The sequence below is a fragment of the Mycobacterium shunyiense genome, from assembly GCF_058270075.1.
Genome location: NZ_JBZDPU010000030.1, coordinates 1 through 18,758, shown reverse-complemented (window position 1 = coordinate 18,758; position 18,758 = coordinate 1). Strand labels below are relative to the sequence as shown.

At 67.2% G+C, this 18,758-nt stretch carries 19 protein-coding genes and 1 rRNA gene; 7 read left to right on the top strand and 13 right to left on the bottom strand.

What is annotated here, in order from left to right:
- The first annotated feature begins 95 nt into the window (after window positions 1-95).
- The 5 genes from AC4ELH_RS27895 to AC4ELH_RS27875 all read left to right on the top strand — a co-directional run bounded on the left by AC4ELH_RS27895 (window position 96) and on the right by AC4ELH_RS27875 (window position 4,857).
- On the top strand, window positions 96-1,070 hold the full coding sequence (locus AC4ELH_RS27895; protein WP_064885072.1) for an NADP-dependent oxidoreductase: 975 nt from the start codon (window positions 96-98) through the stop codon (window positions 1,068-1,070).
- 12 nt (window positions 1,071-1,082) lie between these two features.
- Complete coding sequence (locus AC4ELH_RS27890) at window positions 1,083-2,207, top strand: Gfo/Idh/MocA family protein (RefSeq protein WP_498887954.1); 1,125 nt, start codon at window positions 1,083-1,085, stop codon at window positions 2,205-2,207.
- Window positions 2,189-3,175 carry a zinc-dependent alcohol dehydrogenase family protein gene (locus tag AC4ELH_RS27885; RefSeq protein ID WP_498887952.1) on the top strand — a complete coding sequence of 329 codons (987 nt, stop codon included), beginning with the start codon at window positions 2,189-2,191 and terminating at the stop codon, window positions 3,173-3,175. Before AC4ELH_RS27890 ends, AC4ELH_RS27885 begins: the two co-directional genes overlap by 19 nt.
- Before the next feature lie 72 nt (window positions 3,176-3,247).
- A complete protein-coding gene (locus AC4ELH_RS27880; RefSeq protein ID WP_061265764.1) occupies window positions 3,248-3,904 on the top strand; it encodes a cysteine hydrolase family protein in 657 nt (218 codons plus the stop codon).
- 23 nt (window positions 3,905-3,927) lie between these two features.
- Window positions 3,928-4,857: an SDR family NAD(P)-dependent oxidoreductase gene (locus AC4ELH_RS27875; RefSeq protein ID WP_064885076.1), complete on the top strand. Its 930-nt coding sequence runs from the start codon at window positions 3,928-3,930 to the stop codon at window positions 4,855-4,857.
- A gap of 43 nt (window positions 4,858-4,900) precedes the next feature.
- On the opposite strand, the gene xerD is transcribed toward AC4ELH_RS27875, so the two are convergent.
- The 6 genes from xerD to AC4ELH_RS27845 form a co-directional block, all read right to left on the bottom strand.
- Window positions 4,901-5,857: a site-specific tyrosine recombinase XerD gene (gene xerD, locus AC4ELH_RS27870; RefSeq protein ID WP_064885078.1), complete on the bottom strand. Its 957-nt coding sequence runs from the start codon at window positions 5,855-5,857 to the stop codon at window positions 4,901-4,903.
- On the bottom strand, window positions 5,854-6,474 hold the full coding sequence (locus tag AC4ELH_RS27865; protein WP_448446992.1) for an NUDIX domain-containing protein: 621 nt from the start codon (window positions 6,472-6,474) through the stop codon (window positions 5,854-5,856). The genes xerD and AC4ELH_RS27865 overlap by 4 nt, the downstream gene beginning before the upstream one ends.
- Window positions 6,467-8,227, bottom strand: coding sequence for a CTP synthase (pyrG, locus tag AC4ELH_RS27860; protein ID WP_498887948.1), 1,761 nt, complete (start codon window positions 8,225-8,227; stop codon window positions 6,467-6,469). The genes AC4ELH_RS27865 and pyrG overlap by 8 nt, the downstream gene beginning before the upstream one ends.
- Window positions 8,228-8,362: 135 nt before the next feature.
- Window positions 8,363-9,304 (bottom strand): copper transporter, encoded by a 942-nt coding sequence (locus tag AC4ELH_RS27855; protein WP_064885082.1) that lies wholly within the window; start codon window positions 9,302-9,304, stop codon window positions 8,363-8,365.
- A 14-nt stretch (window positions 9,305-9,318) separates the two neighbouring features.
- Window positions 9,319-10,503 (bottom strand): putative cytokinetic ring protein SteA, encoded by a 1,185-nt coding sequence (steA, locus tag AC4ELH_RS27850; protein ID WP_064957693.1) that lies wholly within the window; start codon window positions 10,501-10,503, stop codon window positions 9,319-9,321.
- Window positions 10,504-10,603: 100 nt separating this feature from the next.
- Complete coding sequence (locus tag AC4ELH_RS27845) at window positions 10,604-11,125, bottom strand: CGNR zinc finger domain-containing protein (RefSeq protein ID WP_064957692.1); 522 nt, start codon at window positions 11,123-11,125, stop codon at window positions 10,604-10,606.
- A 139-nt stretch (window positions 11,126-11,264) separates the two neighbouring features.
- Here AC4ELH_RS27845 and AC4ELH_RS27840 point away from each other — a divergent pair, with 139 nt between their 5' ends.
- A complete protein-coding gene (locus AC4ELH_RS27840) occupies window positions 11,265-11,726 on the top strand; it encodes a VOC family protein (RefSeq protein WP_448446988.1) in 462 nt (153 codons plus the stop codon).
- A 15-nt stretch (window positions 11,727-11,741) separates the two neighbouring features.
- Complete coding sequence (locus AC4ELH_RS27835; RefSeq protein WP_448447246.1) at window positions 11,742-12,644, top strand: pyridoxamine 5'-phosphate oxidase family protein; 903 nt, start codon at window positions 11,742-11,744, stop codon at window positions 12,642-12,644.
- Here AC4ELH_RS27835 and recN read toward each other — a convergent pair.
- The 7 genes from recN to rrf form a co-directional block, all read right to left on the bottom strand.
- Window positions 12,641-14,404: a DNA repair protein RecN gene (gene recN / locus AC4ELH_RS27830; RefSeq protein WP_448446986.1), complete on the bottom strand. Its 1,764-nt coding sequence runs from the start codon at window positions 14,402-14,404 to the stop codon at window positions 12,641-12,643. The genes AC4ELH_RS27835 and recN overlap by 4 nt on opposite strands.
- 6 nt (window positions 14,405-14,410) lie before the next feature.
- Entirely contained in the window at window positions 14,411-15,334 is a 924-nt protein-coding gene (locus tag AC4ELH_RS27825) for an NAD kinase (RefSeq protein ID WP_064885091.1), read from the bottom strand.
- Window positions 15,331-16,140 carry a TlyA family RNA methyltransferase gene (locus AC4ELH_RS27820; protein ID WP_498887944.1) on the bottom strand — a complete coding sequence of 270 codons (810 nt, stop codon included), beginning with the start codon at window positions 16,138-16,140 and terminating at the stop codon, window positions 15,331-15,333. Before AC4ELH_RS27820 ends, AC4ELH_RS27825 begins: the two co-directional genes overlap by 4 nt.
- 6 nt (window positions 16,141-16,146) lie before the next feature.
- Entirely contained in the window at window positions 16,147-16,353 is a 207-nt protein-coding gene (locus tag AC4ELH_RS27815) for a hypothetical protein (protein WP_055114689.1), read from the bottom strand.
- Between the two features lie 13 nt (window positions 16,354-16,366).
- The gene (locus tag AC4ELH_RS27810) at window positions 16,367-17,398 is read right to left on the bottom strand and encodes an HAD-IIA family hydrolase (protein WP_498887942.1); all 1,032 of its coding nucleotides are present in this window, start codon (window positions 17,396-17,398) and stop codon (window positions 16,367-16,369) included.
- Between the two features lies 1 nt (window position 17,399).
- Window positions 17,400-18,254 carry a tetratricopeptide repeat protein gene (locus AC4ELH_RS27805; protein WP_448446981.1) on the bottom strand — a complete coding sequence of 285 codons (855 nt, stop codon included), beginning with the start codon at window positions 18,252-18,254 and terminating at the stop codon, window positions 17,400-17,402.
- A gap of 180 nt (window positions 18,255-18,434) precedes the next feature.
- Window positions 18,435-18,548, bottom strand: a 5S ribosomal RNA gene (gene rrf / locus AC4ELH_RS27800).
- Window positions 18,549-18,758: the final 210 nt, after the last annotated feature.

The window sequence follows — 18,758 nt, the reverse complement described above, 5'->3', positions numbered from 1 at the left end:
CTCCTGATATGACCGACGGAATATCTGGGGATCACTCCCCGTTTGATCTTACGTCCGATTAAATGGGGAGCAATCCCCACATCTTAGGAGTCGTCGTGAAAGCAGTGGTGGTCACCGAGTACGGCGGCCCGGAAGTTCTTCAGCAGGTGGATGTCGACGAGCCCGACCCCGGCCGCGGCCAGCTCCGCATCCGGGTTCGCGCGGCCACGGTCAATCCCGCCGACGTGCTGCTGCGCGTCGGCGACATCGACGATGCGTTACGCGCGAGCACGTTGTCGCCGCCGTACCGCCCGGGAATGGAGGTCGCCGGGCTGGTCGACGAGATCGGCCCCGACACCGCGACCGACCTCGCCGTCGGCGATCGGGTCATGGCGATCATGATGCCGATCGACGACTCCGGGGGTGCTTACGCCGAGTACGTCGTCGTCGATGCGGACCAGGTCACCGCTGCACCGGCCGGCAGCAGTCACGCCGAGGCCGCCACGCTGCCGATGAACGGCCTCACCGCCCGCCGGGCGCTCGACGTGTTGAACCTGTCGCCTGGTCAGACACTTGCCGTCACCGGGGCGGCCGGCGCCGTCGGCGGTTACGTCGTTCAGCTGGCCAGGAACGACGGCCTCCGGGTGCTGGCCGACGCCGGGCCCTCCGACGAGCAACTCGTGTCCGATCTCGGCGCCGACGAGGTCGTTCCCCGCGGAAATGATGTGGGAGAACGAATCCGGCGACTGCACCCTGACGGTGTCGACGCGGTTGTCGACGCCGCATTGCAGGGCGACGAGGTACTGCCGGCGCTGCGCGACGGCGGTCAGATCGCCATCGTCCGTCGTCCCGGTGAGCGCGGCACCTCGGCGCTCCATCCCGAACGAGGCATCACGGTCCGCGACGTGTGGGTGCCCGACTACACCCACGCGACCGACAAGCTCGACAGCCTGCGAGTGCTGGCCGAACAGGGCAAGGTGACCCTGCGGGTGGCACAGACCTTTCCCGCAGCCGATGCCGCCGAAGCCCACCGGGCCCTCGAACAGGGCGGCGTCCGTGGCCGCCTCGTCCTCACCTTCGACGAGAACTAGGAGTACCCCCAGATGAAACCCATCGGAGTCGGCATCATCGGCGCCAGCCCGGGCAACGGATGGGCTGCGGCAACACATGTTCCGGCGTTGCGGGCCTTGCCGCAGTACGAGCTTCGCGCCGTCGCGACCAGCCGCCTCGAATCGGCTCGGAGCGCCGCTGCGGAATGGGATGTCGATGCCTCTCACGATCCGCGGCAGCTGATCGCCCACCCCGGTGTCGATCTCGTCGTCGTCGCCGTGAAAGTACCCGACCATCACGACCTCGTGGCGCAGGCACTCGCCGCCGGGAAGATGGTCTTCAGCGAGTGGCCGCTGGGCGTCGATCTCGCACAGGCCGAGGGCCTCTCGGCGAAGGCGGATGCCGCCGGCGTTGCGACCGTGGTCGGCCTGCAGGCTCGGTTCGACCCGGTGATCGCGCATCTCCGCAAGCTGGTTCGGCAGGGCTACGTCGGCAGGGTGCTGGCGACGAACCTCGTTGGCTCAGGCCAGGCCTGGGGTCCGACGACCGATCCGGCGCACGTCTATGCCTACGACCGCCGCAACGGTGCCACACCACTGTCGGTATCGGGCGGTCACGCCCTCGACGCGCTGACCTTCGTTCTCGGCGACGTCGACTCGGTCACCGCAACTCTGGGTATCGGCCACCGGGAGATCACCGTGCTGGGCGGCCCGCCCATCCGATCCACCACGCCTGACCAGGTCGCGGTGACCGGCGCGCTGGACAACGGAGCTGTGGCCTCCCTCTTTTATCGAGGCGGTCTGTCTCGGGCGGGCGACCTCCGGTGGGAGATCAACGGAACCGACGGCGATCTGCTGGTCACCAGCCCTGCCCCCAATGGCAACGTGCAGGCGACGGAGCTCGTGCTCGCCGGCGGGCGCGGGTCAGACGCCCACATCGAAACGATGATCGTGCCGGACGACGTATCGGACACCGGACTGCATGGCCCCGCCCGCAATGTGGCGGCGCTCTACACCGCCTTCGCTCGCGATCTCGCCGAAGGCACCACCGGTGCCCCGTCATTCGGTGACGCGGTGCGGCTGCACCGGCTGATCGACCGAATCAACCGCGGCGCGTCCACCGCCGGGGCCAAGATGACAGCTGATTCCGAGGAGACCACATGCGCGCTGCAGTCCTGACCGCTTACGGCACACCGCTACAGATCCGCGAGGTCCCCCTTCCGATTCCCGGCCCCCGCGAAGTTCTGGTTCGCATCATGGCAAGCGGTGTGAACCCGCTCGACATCAAGATCCGCCGAGGCGAGGCCGCTCACGCAAAGATGACACCGCCGGCAATTCTCGGCATCGACATGGCCGGGGTGGTGGAGGCGGTTGGGGCACAGGTCGACCAATTCCGTGTCGGGGACGAAGTTTTCGGCATGACCGGCGGGGTCGGTGGCGTGGCCGGCTCGCTGGCCGAACTGGCTGCGGTCGACACCCGGCTGATCGCTCACAAACCCAAGGCGCTGTCCATGAACCAGGCCGCGGCCCTACCGTTGGGCTTCATCACCTCCTGGGAAGGTTTGGTCGATCGCGCCGGCGTTGCGGCCGGCCAGCAGGTGCTCATCCATGGTGGCGCGGGCGGGGTCGGGTTCCTCGCGGTGCAAATCGCCCTGTCCCGCGGCGCGCAGGTCTTCGCCACCGGAGGTGCATCGAGCCAGGAGGCGATCCGCAAGGTTGGTGCGACACCCATCGACTACACGACGCGCACCGTCGACGATTACGTCGATGAGTACACCGGCGGCGAGGGCTTCGACATCATCGTCGACAACGTCGGCGGAGACACCCTCGACGCCTCGTTCGCTGCAGTCAAGCGCTACACCGGCCACGTCGTCAGCGCCCTGGGATGGGGCACACACAGCTTGGCACCGCTGTCCTTTCGCGGGGCCACCTACTCGGGCGTATTCACCTTGATGCCGCTGCTGACCGGTCGCGGCCGGGAACACCACGGCCACATCGTGTCCCAAGCCGCCGCACTGGCCGACAGTGGCCGGCTGATCCCCCGGATGAACTCGACGACTTTCACCCTCGACAAGGTCAACGATGCCCACGCCGCCGTCGAGAAGGGATCCGCCACAGGAAAAGTGGTCGTGCAGCCCAACGTGTAGCCGGCCGATGACAGAATCATCGACCAGACCAGGTCCCCCACCCGCACGTCGCCAAGAAGCGAGGCACCTCTGATGCATTGGAACCCGAGCGATACCGCCGTGGTGTTCATCGATCCGCAGAACGACGTCCTGAGCCCCACCGGGATCAACTGGGCGGCGACCGGCGCCAGCGTCACGGAGAACGACACCGTTGCGCACATGCTCGCGATCTTCAAGGCCGCGCAGGCCGCCTCGTTCGGGATGTTCATCTCGCCGCATTACTTCTATCCCACTGACCACCACTGGAAGTTCAACGGCGCACTGGAGGCCGACGAACTTCGCACCGGCACCTTCGACCGGCCGGGTCCGTTGAATCTGGACGGCTTCTCGGGCTCGGGAGCGGACTGGCTCGAGGAGTTCAAGCCGTACATCAACCACCCGGACACAGTGGTGGTCAGCCCGCACAAGGTATTCGGGTCACAAACCAACGACCTTGTTCTGCAATTGCGCAAACGGCGGATCAACAGAGTCCTACTCGGCGGGATGCTCGCGAACATGTGCGTGGAATCGCACCTGCGTGATCTCCTCGAGCAGGGCTTCGAAGTGTACGTCGTCCGCGATGCCATCGCAGGTCCGCGTCACCCCGAGTGGGGTGACGGGTATCAGGCCGCTCTGGTCAACTACGCCTTCCTCGCCCACGGGGTGGTCTGGACCGAAGACGTGGTATCCGCAATGCAGTCCGCGTCTTAATCGTTGTACGACAAGGTGATTCAGTGACACTCCTGTCAACCCCATTCGGGTTCACCTCCACCGCTGACGACATCCTCTCCGATGTCGACCTCCGTGGGCGACGCGCCGTGGTCACCGGTGCCGGTTCCGGCATCGGGCTGGAGACCGCACGCGCACTGGCCTCCGCAGGCGCGGCCGTCGTGTTGGGTGTTCGCCGGCTCGACGCCGGCCGCCGGGCAGCGGCCGAGATCACCGCTTCCACTGGAAACGACGCTGTCACACCGGCACTGCTCGATGTCGCCGACCTCGAGTGCGTGCGAGACTTCGCGGCCCGATTCAGCGGCGAGCCGGTGCACATGTTGGTCAACAACGCCGGCATCATGGCGCTACCCGAATTGGCGCGCACCAAGGAGGGCCGGGAAATGCAGTTCGCCACCAACTACCTCGGCCACTTCGCCCTCACCATCGGGCTCTACCCCGCACTCAAAGCCGCCGGTGGTGCCCGGGTGGTCTCGGTCAGTTCCAGCGGACACCTGTTGTCGCCGGTGGTGTTCGACGATCTCGATTACCGCTTCCGACCCTATGACCCGTGGACGGCGTACGGACAGTCCAAGACAGCCGACGTGCTCCTCACCGTGGCGTTGACCCAGCGCTGGCAGCACGAGTTGATCGTCGGCAATGCGCTCAATCCTGGCGCGATCGCCACCGGTCTTCAGAAACACACCGGCGGTTTGCAAACGCCGGTGGATCGCCGCAAGACCATCGAGCAGGGAGCTGCGACATCCGTGTTACTGGCGGCGTCACCGCTGCTGGACGGAATCGGAGGTCGCTACTTCGAGGACTGCAACGAATCACCGATCGTTACGCAGCGCCCGAACGATTTCAGCGGTGGTGTCGCCCCGTATGCTCTCGATCCTGACAATGCCACGCGACTCTGGGACATCGGCCTTGCGCTCACCGGACTCACCGCGTAACCCTGATCGGCAATTCCATCGGAGGGCGGCGAACGGTTCACCGCTAGCGTGCCCGCGGGTGCGCTCCCGCCCAGACCTCGCGCAGCGTATGCACCGTCACCATCGTGTAGATCTGCGTGGTGGTCACCGAGGCGTGGCCCAGCAGTTCCTGGACCACGCGTACGTCGGCGCCGCCGTCGAGCAAGTGCGTCGCGAACGAGTGCCGCAGGGTGTGCGGTGAGACCGCCGACGCGATGCCGGCGCGCGCCGCGGCATCCTGCAAGACCTGCCAGGCACTCTGACGGGACAGCCGGCCGCCTCGTGCGTTGAGGAAGATTCCGGGGGTGCCCCGGCCCCGACGGGCCAGGTCCGGACGCCCCCGCACCAGGTACGCGTCGAGCGCGGTGACAGCCGGGCGTCCGATGGGCACGAGCCGCTGCTTACCACCCTTGCCGCGCAACAGCACCGAACGCGCGTGCGTGTCGATGTCGTCGATGTCGAGTCCGACGGCCTCGGAGATGCGGGCGCCGGTGGAGTACAGCAGTTCCAGCAGCGCCCGGTTTCGCAGCGTCAGCGGTCCGTCGGCCTCGCTCTCGCCGCCGGCAGCCTCGAGCAGCGCGAGTACCTCGTCGAGGCCGAGGCTCTTGGGCAGCCGACGACTCGGCGTGGGCGGTTTGACCCCGCGGGCGACATCGAGTGCGGTGATGCCTTCGGCCGTGGCGAACCGGTGCAGTCCGCGAACCGCGACCACTGCCCGCGCAGCCGAAACCGCCGACAGCGCGGTCACTCCCGACTCCGGATCTCCCCGACGCAGCGCGATCAGGAAGTCGCTGACGTCGGCCTCGGCCACGTCCGCAAGATCCGCGATTCCCCGCTGGGTCAGGTGTTCGGCATAGCGACGCAGGTCGCGCCGGTAGGAGCTCAAGGTGTTGGCCGCCACGCCCCGCTCGATCGTCAGGTGATCGAGGTAGCCCTGCAGCTGGTCGTCGAGGGCCGATCGGAGGGGCGACGGTGTGGTCATAACAGACCTTTGCGCCGCCTGAACGCTGTCGGCCGGTCGGTCCACACCGCGTCGACCGGCCGTAACGCCTCCGCGTCGGGCATCGCGTGTGCGGCCAGGATGCCTGCCACCGCGATGCCGTTCACGATGTCGCCGGAGAACACCCACCGCACGGCTTCTGCCAGAGGCACCCGCTCCACCACCATGTCGGCTTCCTCGTGTTCGGCCTCGGGACGCGCGACGTCGGTCAATCCGGTGGCCAGATAGATCCGCACACTCTCGTCGGAGAACCCCGGCGTCGAATCGAGATCCACCAGCACCCGCCAGTGCGCGGCGGCCAGCCCGACCTCTTCTTCGAGTTCGCGCGCGGCGGTCACCTCGGGAGGCTCCCCACCGAGGTCGAGGAGGCCCGCGGGTAGTTCCCAGAGCCGACGTCCCAGCGGGTGACGGTACTGGTACACCAGTACCACGTTGCCGTCCTCGTCCAGGGCCACGACCGCGACCGCACCGTAGTGCTCGACGACCTCACGCCGGGCCGACCCGCCGCCGGGCATGCTGACCTCGTCCGCGCGCAGCGCGAAAATGTTTCCGACGTAGACGGTTTCGCTGGCCAGCGTCTCGAAGTCGTGTTCAGCCAAGAGAAGCGGCTTCGTCCACCGGACTCGCGCCGTCCTCGACGTCCTCGGCGAAATGTTCGGGAAGGTCCATGCCGGGCAACCGCTCCGCCGCCTTGTAATCCAGCGCCGCGCCGATGAATGCCGCGAACAGCGGGTGTGGCCGGGTCGGCCGGCTCTTGAGCTCGGGGTGGGCCTGCGTCCCGACCAGGAACGGATGGATCTTCGAGTCGTATTCCACGAACTCCACCAGGTGCCCGTCGGGCGAGGTGCCGCTGAACCGCAGCCCGCTCTCGGCGATGCGGTCCCGGTAGGCGTTGTTGACCTCGTAGCGGTGCCGATGCCGTTCTGATACCTCAGTGGCCTGATAAGCCTGCGCCACAATTGATCCCGCTTCCAAAACGGCGGGATAGGCACCGAGCCGCATGGTGCCGCCCAGGTCTGCCTCGCCGGCGACGGCGTCCTCCTGATCGGCCATCGTAGAGATCACCGGGTCCGCCGTCTTCGGATCGAACTCGGCGGAGTTGGCACCGGTGATACCGACCGACCGCGCCGCCTCGATCACGATGCACTGCAGCCCCAGACACAGTCCCAGCACCGGCAGGCCGCGCTTGCGGGCGAACCCGATGGCCCCGAGCTTGCCCTCGATGCCGCGGATGCCGAAACCGCCCGGGATGAGCACCCCGTCGACATCGGACAGCGCGGACGCCGCGCCGAGGTCGGTCTCGCAGTCATCGGAGGCCACCCACCGGATCTCCACCTTGGCGCGGTGTTTGAAGCCGCCGGCGCGCAGCGCCTCGGCCACCGACAGGTAAGCATCGGACAGGTCGATGTACTTGCCCACCAAGGCGATCCGAACCGTCTCCTGCGGCTCGTGCACCCGCCGCAGCAGGTCGTCCCACTCCGACCAGTCCACATCGCGGAACGGCAGGTTGAGCCGGCGCACCACGTACGCGTCGAGTTCCTCGCGGTGCAGCACCTTGGGGATGTCGTAGATGGACGGCGCGTCCGGAGTGGAGATCACCCCGTCGATGTCGACGTCGCACATGAGCGCGATCTTGTTCTTGAGCGGTTCGGGGACGTCGCGGTCACACCGCAGGATCAGGGCATCGGGGGTGATACCGATGCTGCGCAACGCGGCCACGGAGTGCTGCGTCGGCTTGGTCTTGAGCTCGCCGGACGGGGCGAGATAGGGCACCAGCGACACGTGGAGGAAGAAGCAGTTGTCCCTGCCGACCTCATGGCGCACCTGGCGGGCGGCCTCCAGGAACGGCAACGACTCGATATCGCCCACCGTGCCGCCGATTTCGGTGATCACCACGTCGGGGCGCTGTCCGGACGAATCGGGCTCGGCCATGGCCAGGATCCGGCTCTTGATCTCGTCGGTGATGTGGGGAATCACCTGGACGGTGTCGCCCAGGTACTCGCCGCGCCGTTCCTTGGCGATCACCGTGGAGTACACCTGACCGGTGGTCACGTTGGCCGACTGGGAAAGGTTGCGATCCAGGAACCGCTCGTAATGGCCGACGTCGAGGTCGGTCTCGGCGCCGTCCTCGGTGACGAACACCTCACCGTGTTGGAACGGGTTCATGGTGCCCGGATCGACGTTCAGATAGGGGTCGAGCTTCTGCATGGTGACCTGCAACCCTCGCGCGGTCAGCAGCTGACCGAGGCTCGATGCGGTCAACCCCTTACCGAGCGATGACGCCACACCACCGGTGACGAAGAGGTGTTTGGTGGCGGTGTGCGGGTGCTTGCGTAAGGCGGGCAAAAGCATCCTCCGTGACGACTGGCAGGGAATCGAGAAACTGCTGTGGCCTGCCGACCCACGGAATCTCACCTTAACACCGACGCCGACAAGCCGTCGCTGACGCGCCGGATGCGCCTCGGCAAATCGGCGCCCGGGGCGCGCCTACTGCGGGACGGTCACCGACGTCGCGCCCTGCCCGGTGCCGTACCGGCCCGGCTTCCCCCCGCCCGCGAGGTCGCTCAATGCGAGGACGGCCGTGATCTGACCGGCACTGGAATCAGCGTCGTCCACGGTGCTGACGGTGGCAGCCAGGCCGGCGTCGGACCTGGTCACAGCCACCGGACCGGTTCCAGATGCCGATCCTGAGCGGCCGGCGAGCACCGTTCCGGTGCCGTGCGGGGCCAACCCGGCGGCGAAGCGTGCCATGGTTGCGCCGCGGTTGCCGCCGTCCTCCCCCAACCCTCCTCCGGTCACGATCAGCGCGGTATTGGCCGCGCCGATGTGTGGATCGTCATAGGTCAGGAACCCGGTGTCGCGCAGCGCAGTGAGCACGGTCTGGCGCTGCATGTCATCGACGGGCGCCGCGGCCGGGTTCCGGTCGATCAGCAGTGTGATGCCCAACAGGTCGCCGGCCTGGGACCCCTGGTCCACCGCCGCGGTGCTCAACTGCTTGCCGGCCGGCACGATCGGTGAATTGACCACCGATAGCAGTTTGTCGGCCGAGTTCGCTTCGACGAACTCGCTCGTGAGTGAGATTTTCCCGGTGACCGTGCCGCCGGCGTCGCGGACGAACCGCGACACCGCGTCGACATCACCGTCGGCGGCGTCCGGCGTACGGAACACCACCACCGACTTGTCCTTCAACGCGTCACGCACGATTCGGGGTGCCATCTGCGCATCGAATTCTCCTGCGGCATTGAGCTTTTCGTTCAGCGCATTCTTGCCGTCATTGAGAGCCTCGATCTGGTGCTGCAGGTCCTTCTTGTCGTCACGAAGGCCCGACAGCACCGTGTTGGACAGCAGCCCCGAACCCAGGGCCACGCCGATTGCCAACGCCAGGAAAACTGCCGCCAGCGAAATGGCGTGTGCGCGTAGCGTGATCACAACTCACCGCCCCGCTAGCTGACCAGACCCTGCACCCAGAGGGTGAAGCGGTTCCAGTAGTCGACGACCCAGTCGAGCACGGCCCCGTCGGCGCGCGACACCCACAGAGCGACCACCACGGCCACCAGCATCGCCAGCACCAGAAGCGCGATAGCCCCGCCGGACACCCGGCTGCGGTAGAGGGTCGCCACCGCCTTGGCGTCGACGAGCTTCTCCCCGACCTTCAGCCGGGTCAGGAACGTCGACGGGTTGCTGCGCTGGCGCGAGCGGTCGAAGAACTCCTCGATCGATGCGGTGTGACCGGCGGTGACGATGAGCGACGCACCGTGGTGGTCGCACAGCAGCAGCGCGAGGTCGGCCGCCGATCCGGCGGCGGGGAAGGTCATCGCGCCGACGCCGAGGTCCTGGATGCGTTCCAGCCCGGCGGCGTGGCCGTCGGCGTCGGCGGGCAGCACCACCTGGGCGCCGCAGCGCAGCACCTCGACACTCATCTTGTCCGGGTCGCCGACGATCAGCGCCGGGCGGTAGCCGGCCTTGCGCAGCACGTCCGCTCCGGCCCCGACACCGACCAGCACCGGCTGGTACTCCTTGATGAAGGGCTTGAGCGCCTTGAGGTCTTCGGCCGCGTCGGGCTCCTCGGCGACGATCACCACGTGGCGGCGGTGCAGATCGACGTCGATGTTCGGGATCCCGATGCCGTCGATGAGCAGCGGACTCTCACTGCGGATGAACTCGATGGTGTTGCCCGCGAAGGCTTCCAGATGCGCCACGAGACCGCTCTTGGCGTCGTGCATGAGCTCGTGGATCTCTTGATCGTTGCGCTCGGTGCCCACCGCGATCCGTCGGTCACCCGAGTAGACGCCGCCGTTGTTCAGGCGGATCCGCGCCCCGTCCTTGATCTTCTTGAAGACGTCCGACCCCGCCTCGTCGATCAGCACCACACCGTTGGCGACGAGCACCTCCGGCCCGAGGTTGGGGTAACGCCCCGAGATGGACGGCGAGGCGTTGACGACACCGGCGATCTGGGCCTCGACAAGCGCATCGGCGGTGATCCGGTCCAGATCCTGAGCGTCGAGGACGACGATGTCGCCAGGGCCGACGCGGCGCAGCAGCCGATCGATGTCGCGGTCCACACGGGCAGTGCCGGTCACTCCCGGACGCGTACTGGCATTGCGAGTGAGCAGCGTGGACATCTTCATGCGCCGATTCTGTCGGGCTTCGCCGGCCAGGGGGCGGAGGCGCGCCGTAACACCAGCCCCACAAGTTGGCTTTTGTCACATCAGTAACAGCACTCCGGTCTCAATCCCGCTTCGCCGCATAGTGCCGCGCCGCCTTCGCGCGGTTCCCGCACGTGGCCATCGAGTGCCATCGTCGTGCGCCGTTCTTGGAGCTGTCGTGGAACCAGAGAATGCAGTGCGGGTGTGCACACTGCTTGATCCGGTCGGGGGCCTCACCCAGCAACCGCAGCAGGTCCGCCGCGGCCAGCCAGCCGGCCAGCCACTCCGGTTGCAGCACCTCGGCCGTCTCGGCGGGGCCCGACGCCGTGAGCGTGCGGCGGATCCGGCCCCGTTCCAGCACGTCATTGATCTCGTCGACGGAACCCGCCTGCACTGCCCGCAGGATCGCCTCCCGGGCCGCAATCAAGGCGACCCGCGACTTCTCGTCAGCCTCGCAACGGTCGTCCAGCCCATTGGCCAGCAACCAGGTACGGAGCCCGTCGACGTCCGCGAGGAGGTCCTGCGGCCCATCCGCTGACATCCATCGGGTGTTCAGCAGATCCAGCGCAAGGGGTTCGCCGACATGCGGGCGCGGATCACGCATACCTGAGGGTAACCACGCGCCCACGACAGCAGGAGTCACCCGCCGAACTAACCATCGAAATAAAATTAGATGGTTGACGGCGGGGCTTCTCCAGTCCTAACCTACGTAAGTCTTTTCACTAGTTACCCAGGAGGACTGCATGCCCGGAACCACCCCGCCACAGCTCGCCGCCGGACACGTCGGCATCAACGTCACCGACTTGGACCGCTCCGTCGCGTTCTACCGACACGCGTTGGGTTTCGAGCCGCTCGCCGTCAACAGCGAGGGCGAGCACCGGTACGCCTTCCTCGGCACCGGCGGGACACTGCGGCTGACCCTCTGGCAGCAAAGCAACGGTCGGTTCTCCACGGAAACACCAGGCCTGCACCATCTTTCGTTCGAGGCAGCCAGCATCGACGAAGTGCGGACCGTCGAGGCGGCACTGAAGGCGCTGGGCACCGAGTTCGCGCACGACGGCGTCGTCGCGCACGGCGAGGGAACGTCTTCCGGCGGCATCTTCTTCACCGACCCCGACGGAACCCGGCTTGAGGTGTACGCACCCAACGGGGCGCAGAGCGCTCCCGCACCCAGTGGTGCGGCGCCCACCTGCGGATTCTTCTGAGCCGAGACGGTGAACATGTATCACTCGGGTGAGTTGGCGGTGCAACGCCGGATGGGACAGGAGGCGATCGCCACCCGCGTCGGCCGCATGATCCGCACCGAAGTTCCTGCGACCGCCGCTGCGTTCCTCGCCGAACAGCCGATGATCGTGATCGCCGCGGCCGACGACGGTGGCCGGGTGTGGACCAGCTTGATCGCTGGTCCGCCCGGCTTCGTCCACTCCGACGATCCGCGCACGGTCCTGGTCGAAGCGCTGCCCGCGCCGGGCGATCCGATCCGCGATGTGCTGCGCGGCGGACGGCAGATCGGGATGATCGCCATCGAACCGCAGACCCGGCGGCGGATGCGAGTCAACGGCTCCGCCGAGCCCACCGGCACGGGACTGCGGATCCACGCCGATCAGGTGTATTCGAACTGCCCGAAGTACATTTCGCGCCGGGACGTCGTCGAGGTGCGGTCCTCGACGAGACTGCCCGACGTGCACCGTGGGCGGGCACTGACCTCCTCACAGCAAGCGGTCATCACCCACGCCGACGCCTTCTTCATCGGGTCGGCGGATGCCGCGGGCAATGCCGACGCGTCACACCGCGGCGGCAATCCCGGATTCCTACAGGTGCTCTCGCCCCACCGTCTACGTTGGCCGGACTACCGCGGGAACTCGATGTTCATGACACTGGGCAACATCGACGCGAACCCGCTGTGCGGGATATTGGTGATCGACTGGTTCTCCGGATCCACGCTCCAGCTCACCGGAACCGCCGAAATCAACTGGGATGAAGCCGATCCCGATGCCGGCGCACAGTGCGCGGTCGACTTCACGATCGACGAGGTGGTGGAGCTGACACACGTCAGTCCCCTGCGGTGGAGCTCGGCTGAGCTGTCGCCGGCCAATCCTGGCCCGATCGTCGATCAGGACTAGGGTGCGCTGCGCTCCTGCTGCGCAGCCTCGAGCAGTTCCCTGGCATGGGCCCGCCCGCTGTCGGACTCCCCCAGTCCGGCCAGCATCCGGGCCAATTCGGCGACCCGGTCATCGTCGTCGATGCGGCGCACACCGCTGGACTTGGCCCGACCGTTACCACTGTCAACCAGGAGGTGTGCATCGGCGAAAGCCGCGACCTGAGGCAGGTGGGTCACCACGATGACCTGGTGGGTACGCGCCAGCCGGGCCAGCCGGCGGCCGATCTGCACTGCGGCACGGCCACCGACCCCGGCGTCGACCTCGTCGAACACCATCGTGGTGCCCGCCGTCGACGCCGAAAGGACGACCTCGAGAGCCAGCATCACGCGGGACAGCTCACCGCCGGAGGCACTCTTGGCCAGCGGCAGCACATCTGCGCCACGGTGTGCGGTGAACCCGAACTCGACCGCGTCCACGCCGTCGTGGCCGGCATGCAGCATCTCGCCGTCGGGCATGGTCAACGGCGCAGAGTCGTCGGCCCGGGCCGGCATCGGCGCCACCCCGATGGTGAACACTGCGTTGGCCATGGCCAGCCCGGCCAGTTCCGCGGTCACCGCCTTGGCCAGCCCCTTGGCCGCCTTGGAACGGGCTTTGGTGAGTTCGCCTGCCGCCGCGACCAGTTGACCCTCGAGCTCGGCAACCTTGCTGTCCAGCGCAGCCAGGCTCTCCTCGGACACATCGAGCTGCGCCAACCGCTCGACGGCGTCGCGTGACCACTCCAGGACCCCGTCGACATCGGCAGCGTACTTACGGGTGAGCGTGCGCAGCTCTGCCTGCCGCGCCAGTTTGGTCTCCAAAGTGCTGGCATCACTGGGCAATTCGGACAGATAGTCACCGAGCTCGCCGGAGACGTCGCCGATCACTGCCATCGCCTCCGCCAAGCGGACGGCCAGTGCCTGCAACGCCGAGTCATCGGTGGACTCCAGCGCCGCCTGCGCGCGGCCCACCCCGTCGGCGGCCGAGGTCGACTCCGGCGTGGGCTCGTCGAGCTCACCGGCCAACGCGAAGCGAGCGGAGTGCGCGGCTTCTCGCAGCGCATCGAGTTCCGACAATCGCCGGATGTCGGCGATGATCGCCTCGTCCTCGCCGGGTTGGGGTGCGACCGCGTCGATCTCGTGGATACCGAAGCTGAGCCGGTCGGCTTCCTGGGCCAGTTCCCGGGCCCGCCGCCGACGGTCGGTGAGGTCACGACGCGCCGCCAGCCACTCGTCGCGGATACGTCGATAGCGGGTCAGAGGCTTGTCCACCTCCGCGAACCGGTCGAGTGCCGCCCGTTGCTCATCGGGCCGCATCAACCGCAACTGGTCGTTCTGACCGTGCAACGTCAGCACCTGAGCGGTGAAGCTGCTCAAGGATTTCGCCGGCACACTGCGCCCACCCAGATACGCCCGGGATGGCCCGGCCCGGCTGACCGACCGGGCCGCGATCACGCTGCCGTCGTCATCACGCTCAGCGCCCGAGGAGTCCAGGATCTCCTCGACCCGACCGGAGACATCCTCGCCGAGTTCGATTGTGCTGAAACGGCCTTCCACCACCGCGCGGTCAGATCCCGAACGCACCCTGGTCGCGTCAGCCCGTGCCCCACCGAGCAGGTGCAGGCTCGTCACCACCATCGTCTTGCCGGTACCGGTCTCCCCGGTCAGCACGGTCAACCCGCGGTCGAACTCCGCGGTGGCGGCGCTGATCGCGCCCAACGACTCGATACGAATCTCCGACAGCACAGGTATCTACTGCCCCCGCCATCCAGTGACCGGCAACCGGAACTTGCGCACCAGGCGATCGGTGAACGGCGCCGAGTCCAGCCGCACCCACTTCAGCGGAGTGCCGCAGCGCGTCACCTCCAAGCGGCCACCGGCAGGCACGATCATTTCGCGGCGACCGTCACAGAACACCAGCGCATCGTTGCCGCTCGCCTCGATCTCGATCGCGATGCTGGCCAACGGACTCGTCACCATCGGACGGGCGAACAGTGCGTGAGCATTGTTGGGTACCACCAGAATCGCCTCCAGGTCCGGCCACAGCACCGGCCCGCCTGCCGAGAATGCGTAAGCGGTGGATCCTGTCGGGGTCGCCACCAGCACTCCGTCGCAGCCGAACGACGAAACCGGGCGACCGTCCACCTCCAACACCACTCCGAGCACCCCGAGCCGGGGCCCCTTCTCCAGGCTGGCCTCGTTCAGCGCCCACCCGCGGTTCACCACATCGGTGCCCACCCGCACCGCGATATCGAGCGTCATGCGTTCCTCGATGCGGTAATCGCGCTCGATCACGCGCTCGAGCACGTGGTCGATGGCCTCCGCTTCAGCTTCGGCCAGGAACCCGATCCGGCCGAGATTGACTCCCAGCACCGGGATCTCGACATTGCGCGCGAGCTCGGCTGCGCGCAGGAACGTACCGTCGCCGCCGAGGACCAACACCAGCTCGCAACCTTCGGCTGCGCGTTCCTCGGCGTCGACCACCTCGATGTCGACCCCGAGCGCGCGCATGTCATCGGGCGCGAGGTGCAGTGGTCCGCGGTCCACGGCCTCCGCCGAGAGCACCTTCAAACCAATGCCGTTGTCGCCGAGCACCTTTTCCACCCGGCGGGCGACTTCGGTCGCCTCGTCGCGGCCGGTGTGCACCACCAGCAGGATCGTGCGTTCAGACGTCATTGCGGTCCCTCCTCGACCGCCTGCCGAACTGCATGTTCGAGCGCCTCACCGGCCAGCGGACGCTCGGTCTGGGCACGCAGGTGCAGGAAATACTCGACATTGCCCGATGGCCCCGGGAGCGGGCTAGCCGTCACATCGACAGCATGCCACTGCAACGCCGCCGCCCTGCGGGCGACCGTGCACACGGCATCGATGCGCAGCTCTGGATCGGATACCACACCGCCGGCGCCCACCCGATCCTTACCGACCTCGAACTGCGGTTTCACCATCGGAACGATATCGGCGTCGGCGCCCGCGCAGGCCGTCAGCGCCGGGAGGACAGTGGCCAGCGAGATGAACGACAAGTCGGCGACGACCAGCTGAACCGGCCCGCCGATCGCCTCGGGAGTCAACTCCCGCACATTCGTGCGCTCCAGCACGTGCACCCGCTCATCGGACCGCAGCGGCCAGGCCAATTGTCCGTAGCCCACATCGGCGGCCACCACCTCGGCGGCACCGCGGTCGAGCAGGACCTCGGTAAAGCCCCCGGTCGAGGCCCCGGCATCGAGGCAACGCCGGCCGTCGACGGCGACGTCGAACGCGTCGAGCGCACCGATCAGCTTGTGTGCGCCGCGCGAGACCCAGCTCCGTTCCGCAGTGGCGATCACGGTGATGTTGGTGTCCGGGGCGACCGCAGTGGCCGGTTTGGCCGCAGGCATACCGTCGATCCGGACGCGTCCGGCCTCGATCATCTCGGCCGCCTGCTGGCGGGACCGGGCCAGACCGCGCCGCACCAGCTCGGCATCAACGCGAGCGCGCCGCGCCACCGACGCTCACCTTCCGGTCGCCTGCGGTCCGCCCGGTTGCCCCCTGTCGACGGATTCGAGGGCCTGCACGAGCAGATCGTGAGCCTCCTCGAGCCGGGCCGCCACCACATCGATGTCCATGGCCTCGAGTGCGGACGGATCCACCGCGGGATCCGGCACGCCGGCCAGCACCGCAGCGACCTGGGCACGCAGTTCGTCGGGATCGGTACTCATAGCGATACTCACGCTAGTCGATGGCGCGCTGATCGACCGGCACCGACAGCAACGACCAACGTTGCAGCGCCTGGCGCGCTGTGTCGTCGCCGGCGACCACTGTGACGGCAGCCGGGTCCAGATCCGAGCCCCACACTGCGTGAGCCGTGGCCCGCACCACCGACAGGTCGTCGGCAGGTTCCTGATCGGCGGCGTGCACCGTGACCGTGTCGGTGTCGACGTCGATCCGCCAGGCCGCGTCAGGCCCGATGCGCAGTGCGTCGGCGGCGGCGTGCAGGCCCCGCAGATCGGCGGCCAGGTAGCCCGGGCGCTCCGCGGGCACGGCATGGACCGCCTCATGCGCAGTGCTGACGCCGGTGAGCACCATGAGACTCGGCAACCCGGCCGCGACGGCACCGGCGATATCAGTGTCGAGCCGATCACCCACCACCAGCGGCGCCGCGAACGTCCCACGACTCAAGGCGTCGTTCATCAGGGTCGGTTGGGGCTTCCCGGCCACCAACGGATCCTGACCGGTCGCCACGCGCAGTGCCGCCACCATCGAGCCGTTGCCCGGCAACAGCCCTCGTTCGGACGGCAACGTCAGGTCCACGTTCGCCGCCACCCACAACGCGCCGGCCCGAATAGCCAATGCCGCCTCGGCCAGATCCGGCCATGCGGTAGTAGGCGAGTGCCCCTGCACCACAGCGACCGGGCCCTCGTCGAACGTCCGAACCGGCCGCAGGCCGACCTTGCTGACCTGATCGACAAGGGCATCGGTACCGACGACGAGAACCGTCGAGCCCGCCGGCAAACGGGCAGCCAGCAGGTGCGCCGCGCTTTCAGCACTGGTGACCACATCATCGGAGTCAGCGGCGAAGCCGAGTTCCCGCAGATGCGCGGCGACCTGTTCAGGCGCTCGTGACGCATTGTTGGTGACATACAGCAGCCGCGCATCCAGACCGGCCAAACTCTCCAGCGCACCCTCAGTGGGCGAATGGCCGCGAAACACTGTGCCATCGAGGTCGAGCAGCAGGCAATCATGTTGCCGTGCAAGCGTGGTCACGTCAGGACAGCTCCGTGATCCGGTCTTCCGCGTCGGTGATTCCTTCGATGTCGGCCTGCTCGGCATGGACGAACCACTGAAGTGCCTCGTCGTTGCGACCGAGCGACAGCAGGGTGTCGGCGTATACGTAAAACAGTCGGGCCGCAGTCGGTCCCACATTGGTCGGATCCAGCGGCGGAGAAGACAGGATTGCCAAAGCCTGCTCGAACTGCCCGAGGTCGGACCGGGCGCCGGCCGTGACGATGCGCAGTTCGTCGGCATCCTCGCCGGTGAGTGCGGCGGCCTCGTCACTGCGAGCGAGTTCCAGTGCCCGCTCGGGCCGTCCGACACCGCGCTCGCAATCCGCGATCATCGCCAGCAGGGCAGATTTGCTGCCCATCCGCCGGGCCGCACGCAACTCGGCGAGCGCCTGGGCCCAGTCTCCGCTGTGATATGCCGCGATGCCGACCGCCTCACGCACCACCGCGATCCGGCCGGCCCGGTTACGGGCGGCACGGGCGTGAGCCAAGGCCGTATCGGGATCCTCGTCGAGTAGCTTGCCGGCCATCACGAGGTGGCGGGCGACGAAATCCGCGGTCGTCTTGTCCAGGGTGACCAGTTCCCGACGGACATCGGGTGCCAGTTCTTTGGCCTCGACATCGGCGGGCAGTCGTGGGCCGTCGGTCCTGGGTTCACCATCAGCCGTCGGCTGCGCCGCCCGCGCCCGACCCGGTCCGGAAGTCCGGGGCGCGCCGGAGCGCTGATCCCGCCCCCGCTGGTCGTAGTGCCGCCGAGGACCCGAATTGTTGCTCGATGTGCGGTCGTTGGATGCACGCCGCGGGCGCCGCTCTGCGTCGCCTTGTCTGTCTCCGACCACGTGTGCCTTTCTACCCGCCCTTCCCGCAAAGGATACTGGCAGCAGCCACGGCCGACATAATTATGTGAGCGCCGACGCAGCGAGTAATCGCTCGAATATCGACTGAATTCGATATCGAGAATTGGTGATTAAAAGCGAATCGCCCCCCACGTGAAACGTGGGGGGCGATTCTTAATTTGTGTTCGGCGGTGTCCTACTTTTCCACCCGAGAGGGTAGTATCATCGGCGCTGGCAGGCTTAGCTTCCGGGTTCGGGATGGGACCGGGCGTTTCCCTGCCGCTATGGACCGCCGTAACTTTATTCACCCGTTTCTGGGTGTAAACCTTTGTGTTTTGGTGGTGGGGTGCGGTATCGCACTCCGTACACAAGTGTGTGGGTGTTTATGAATTGTGGTTGCGAGGCTTGTTGTGCGTCTTACTGAAACCCATCAAACATTTGGTGTTTGTTGGTTGTTGTAAGTTTTCGGCCGGTTAGTGCCAGTTCCCTTCACCCATTACTGGGCTT

Excerpts from the sequence above, each read along its gene's own strand:
- xerD (WP_064885078.1), bottom strand. The coding sequence starts at position 5,857 with ATGACCACACCGTCGCCCCTCCGATCGGCCCTCGACGACCAGCTGCAG.
- AC4ELH_RS27885 (WP_498887952.1), top strand. The coding sequence starts at position 2,189 with ATGCGCGCTGCAGTCCTGACCGCTTACGGCACACCGCTACAGATCCGC.
- AC4ELH_RS27840 (WP_448446988.1), top strand. The coding sequence starts at position 11,265 with ATGCCCGGAACCACCCCGCCACAGCTCGCCGCCGGACACGTCGGCATC.
- AC4ELH_RS27835 (WP_448447246.1), top strand. The coding sequence starts at position 11,742 with ATGTATCACTCGGGTGAGTTGGCGGTGCAACGCCGGATGGGACAGGAG.
- AC4ELH_RS27890 (WP_498887954.1), top strand. The coding sequence starts at position 1,083 with ATGAAACCCATCGGAGTCGGCATCATCGGCGCCAGCCCGGGCAACGGA.
- steA (WP_064957693.1), bottom strand. The coding sequence starts at position 10,503 with ATGAAGATGTCCACGCTGCTCACTCGCAATGCCAGTACGCGTCCGGGA.
- AC4ELH_RS27845 (WP_064957692.1), bottom strand. The coding sequence starts at position 11,125 with ATGCGTGATCCGCGCCCGCATGTCGGCGAACCCCTTGCGCTGGATCTG.
- AC4ELH_RS27880 (WP_061265764.1), top strand. The coding sequence starts at position 3,248 with ATGCATTGGAACCCGAGCGATACCGCCGTGGTGTTCATCGATCCGCAG.
- AC4ELH_RS27825 (WP_064885091.1), bottom strand. The coding sequence starts at position 15,334 with ATGACGTCTGAACGCACGATCCTGCTGGTGGTGCACACCGGCCGCGAC.
- pyrG (WP_498887948.1), bottom strand. The coding sequence starts at position 8,227 with ATGCTTTTGCCCGCCTTACGCAAGCACCCGCACACCGCCACCAAACAC.
- AC4ELH_RS27815 (WP_055114689.1), bottom strand. The coding sequence starts at position 16,353 with ATGAGTACCGATCCCGACGAACTGCGTGCCCAGGTCGCTGCGGTGCTG.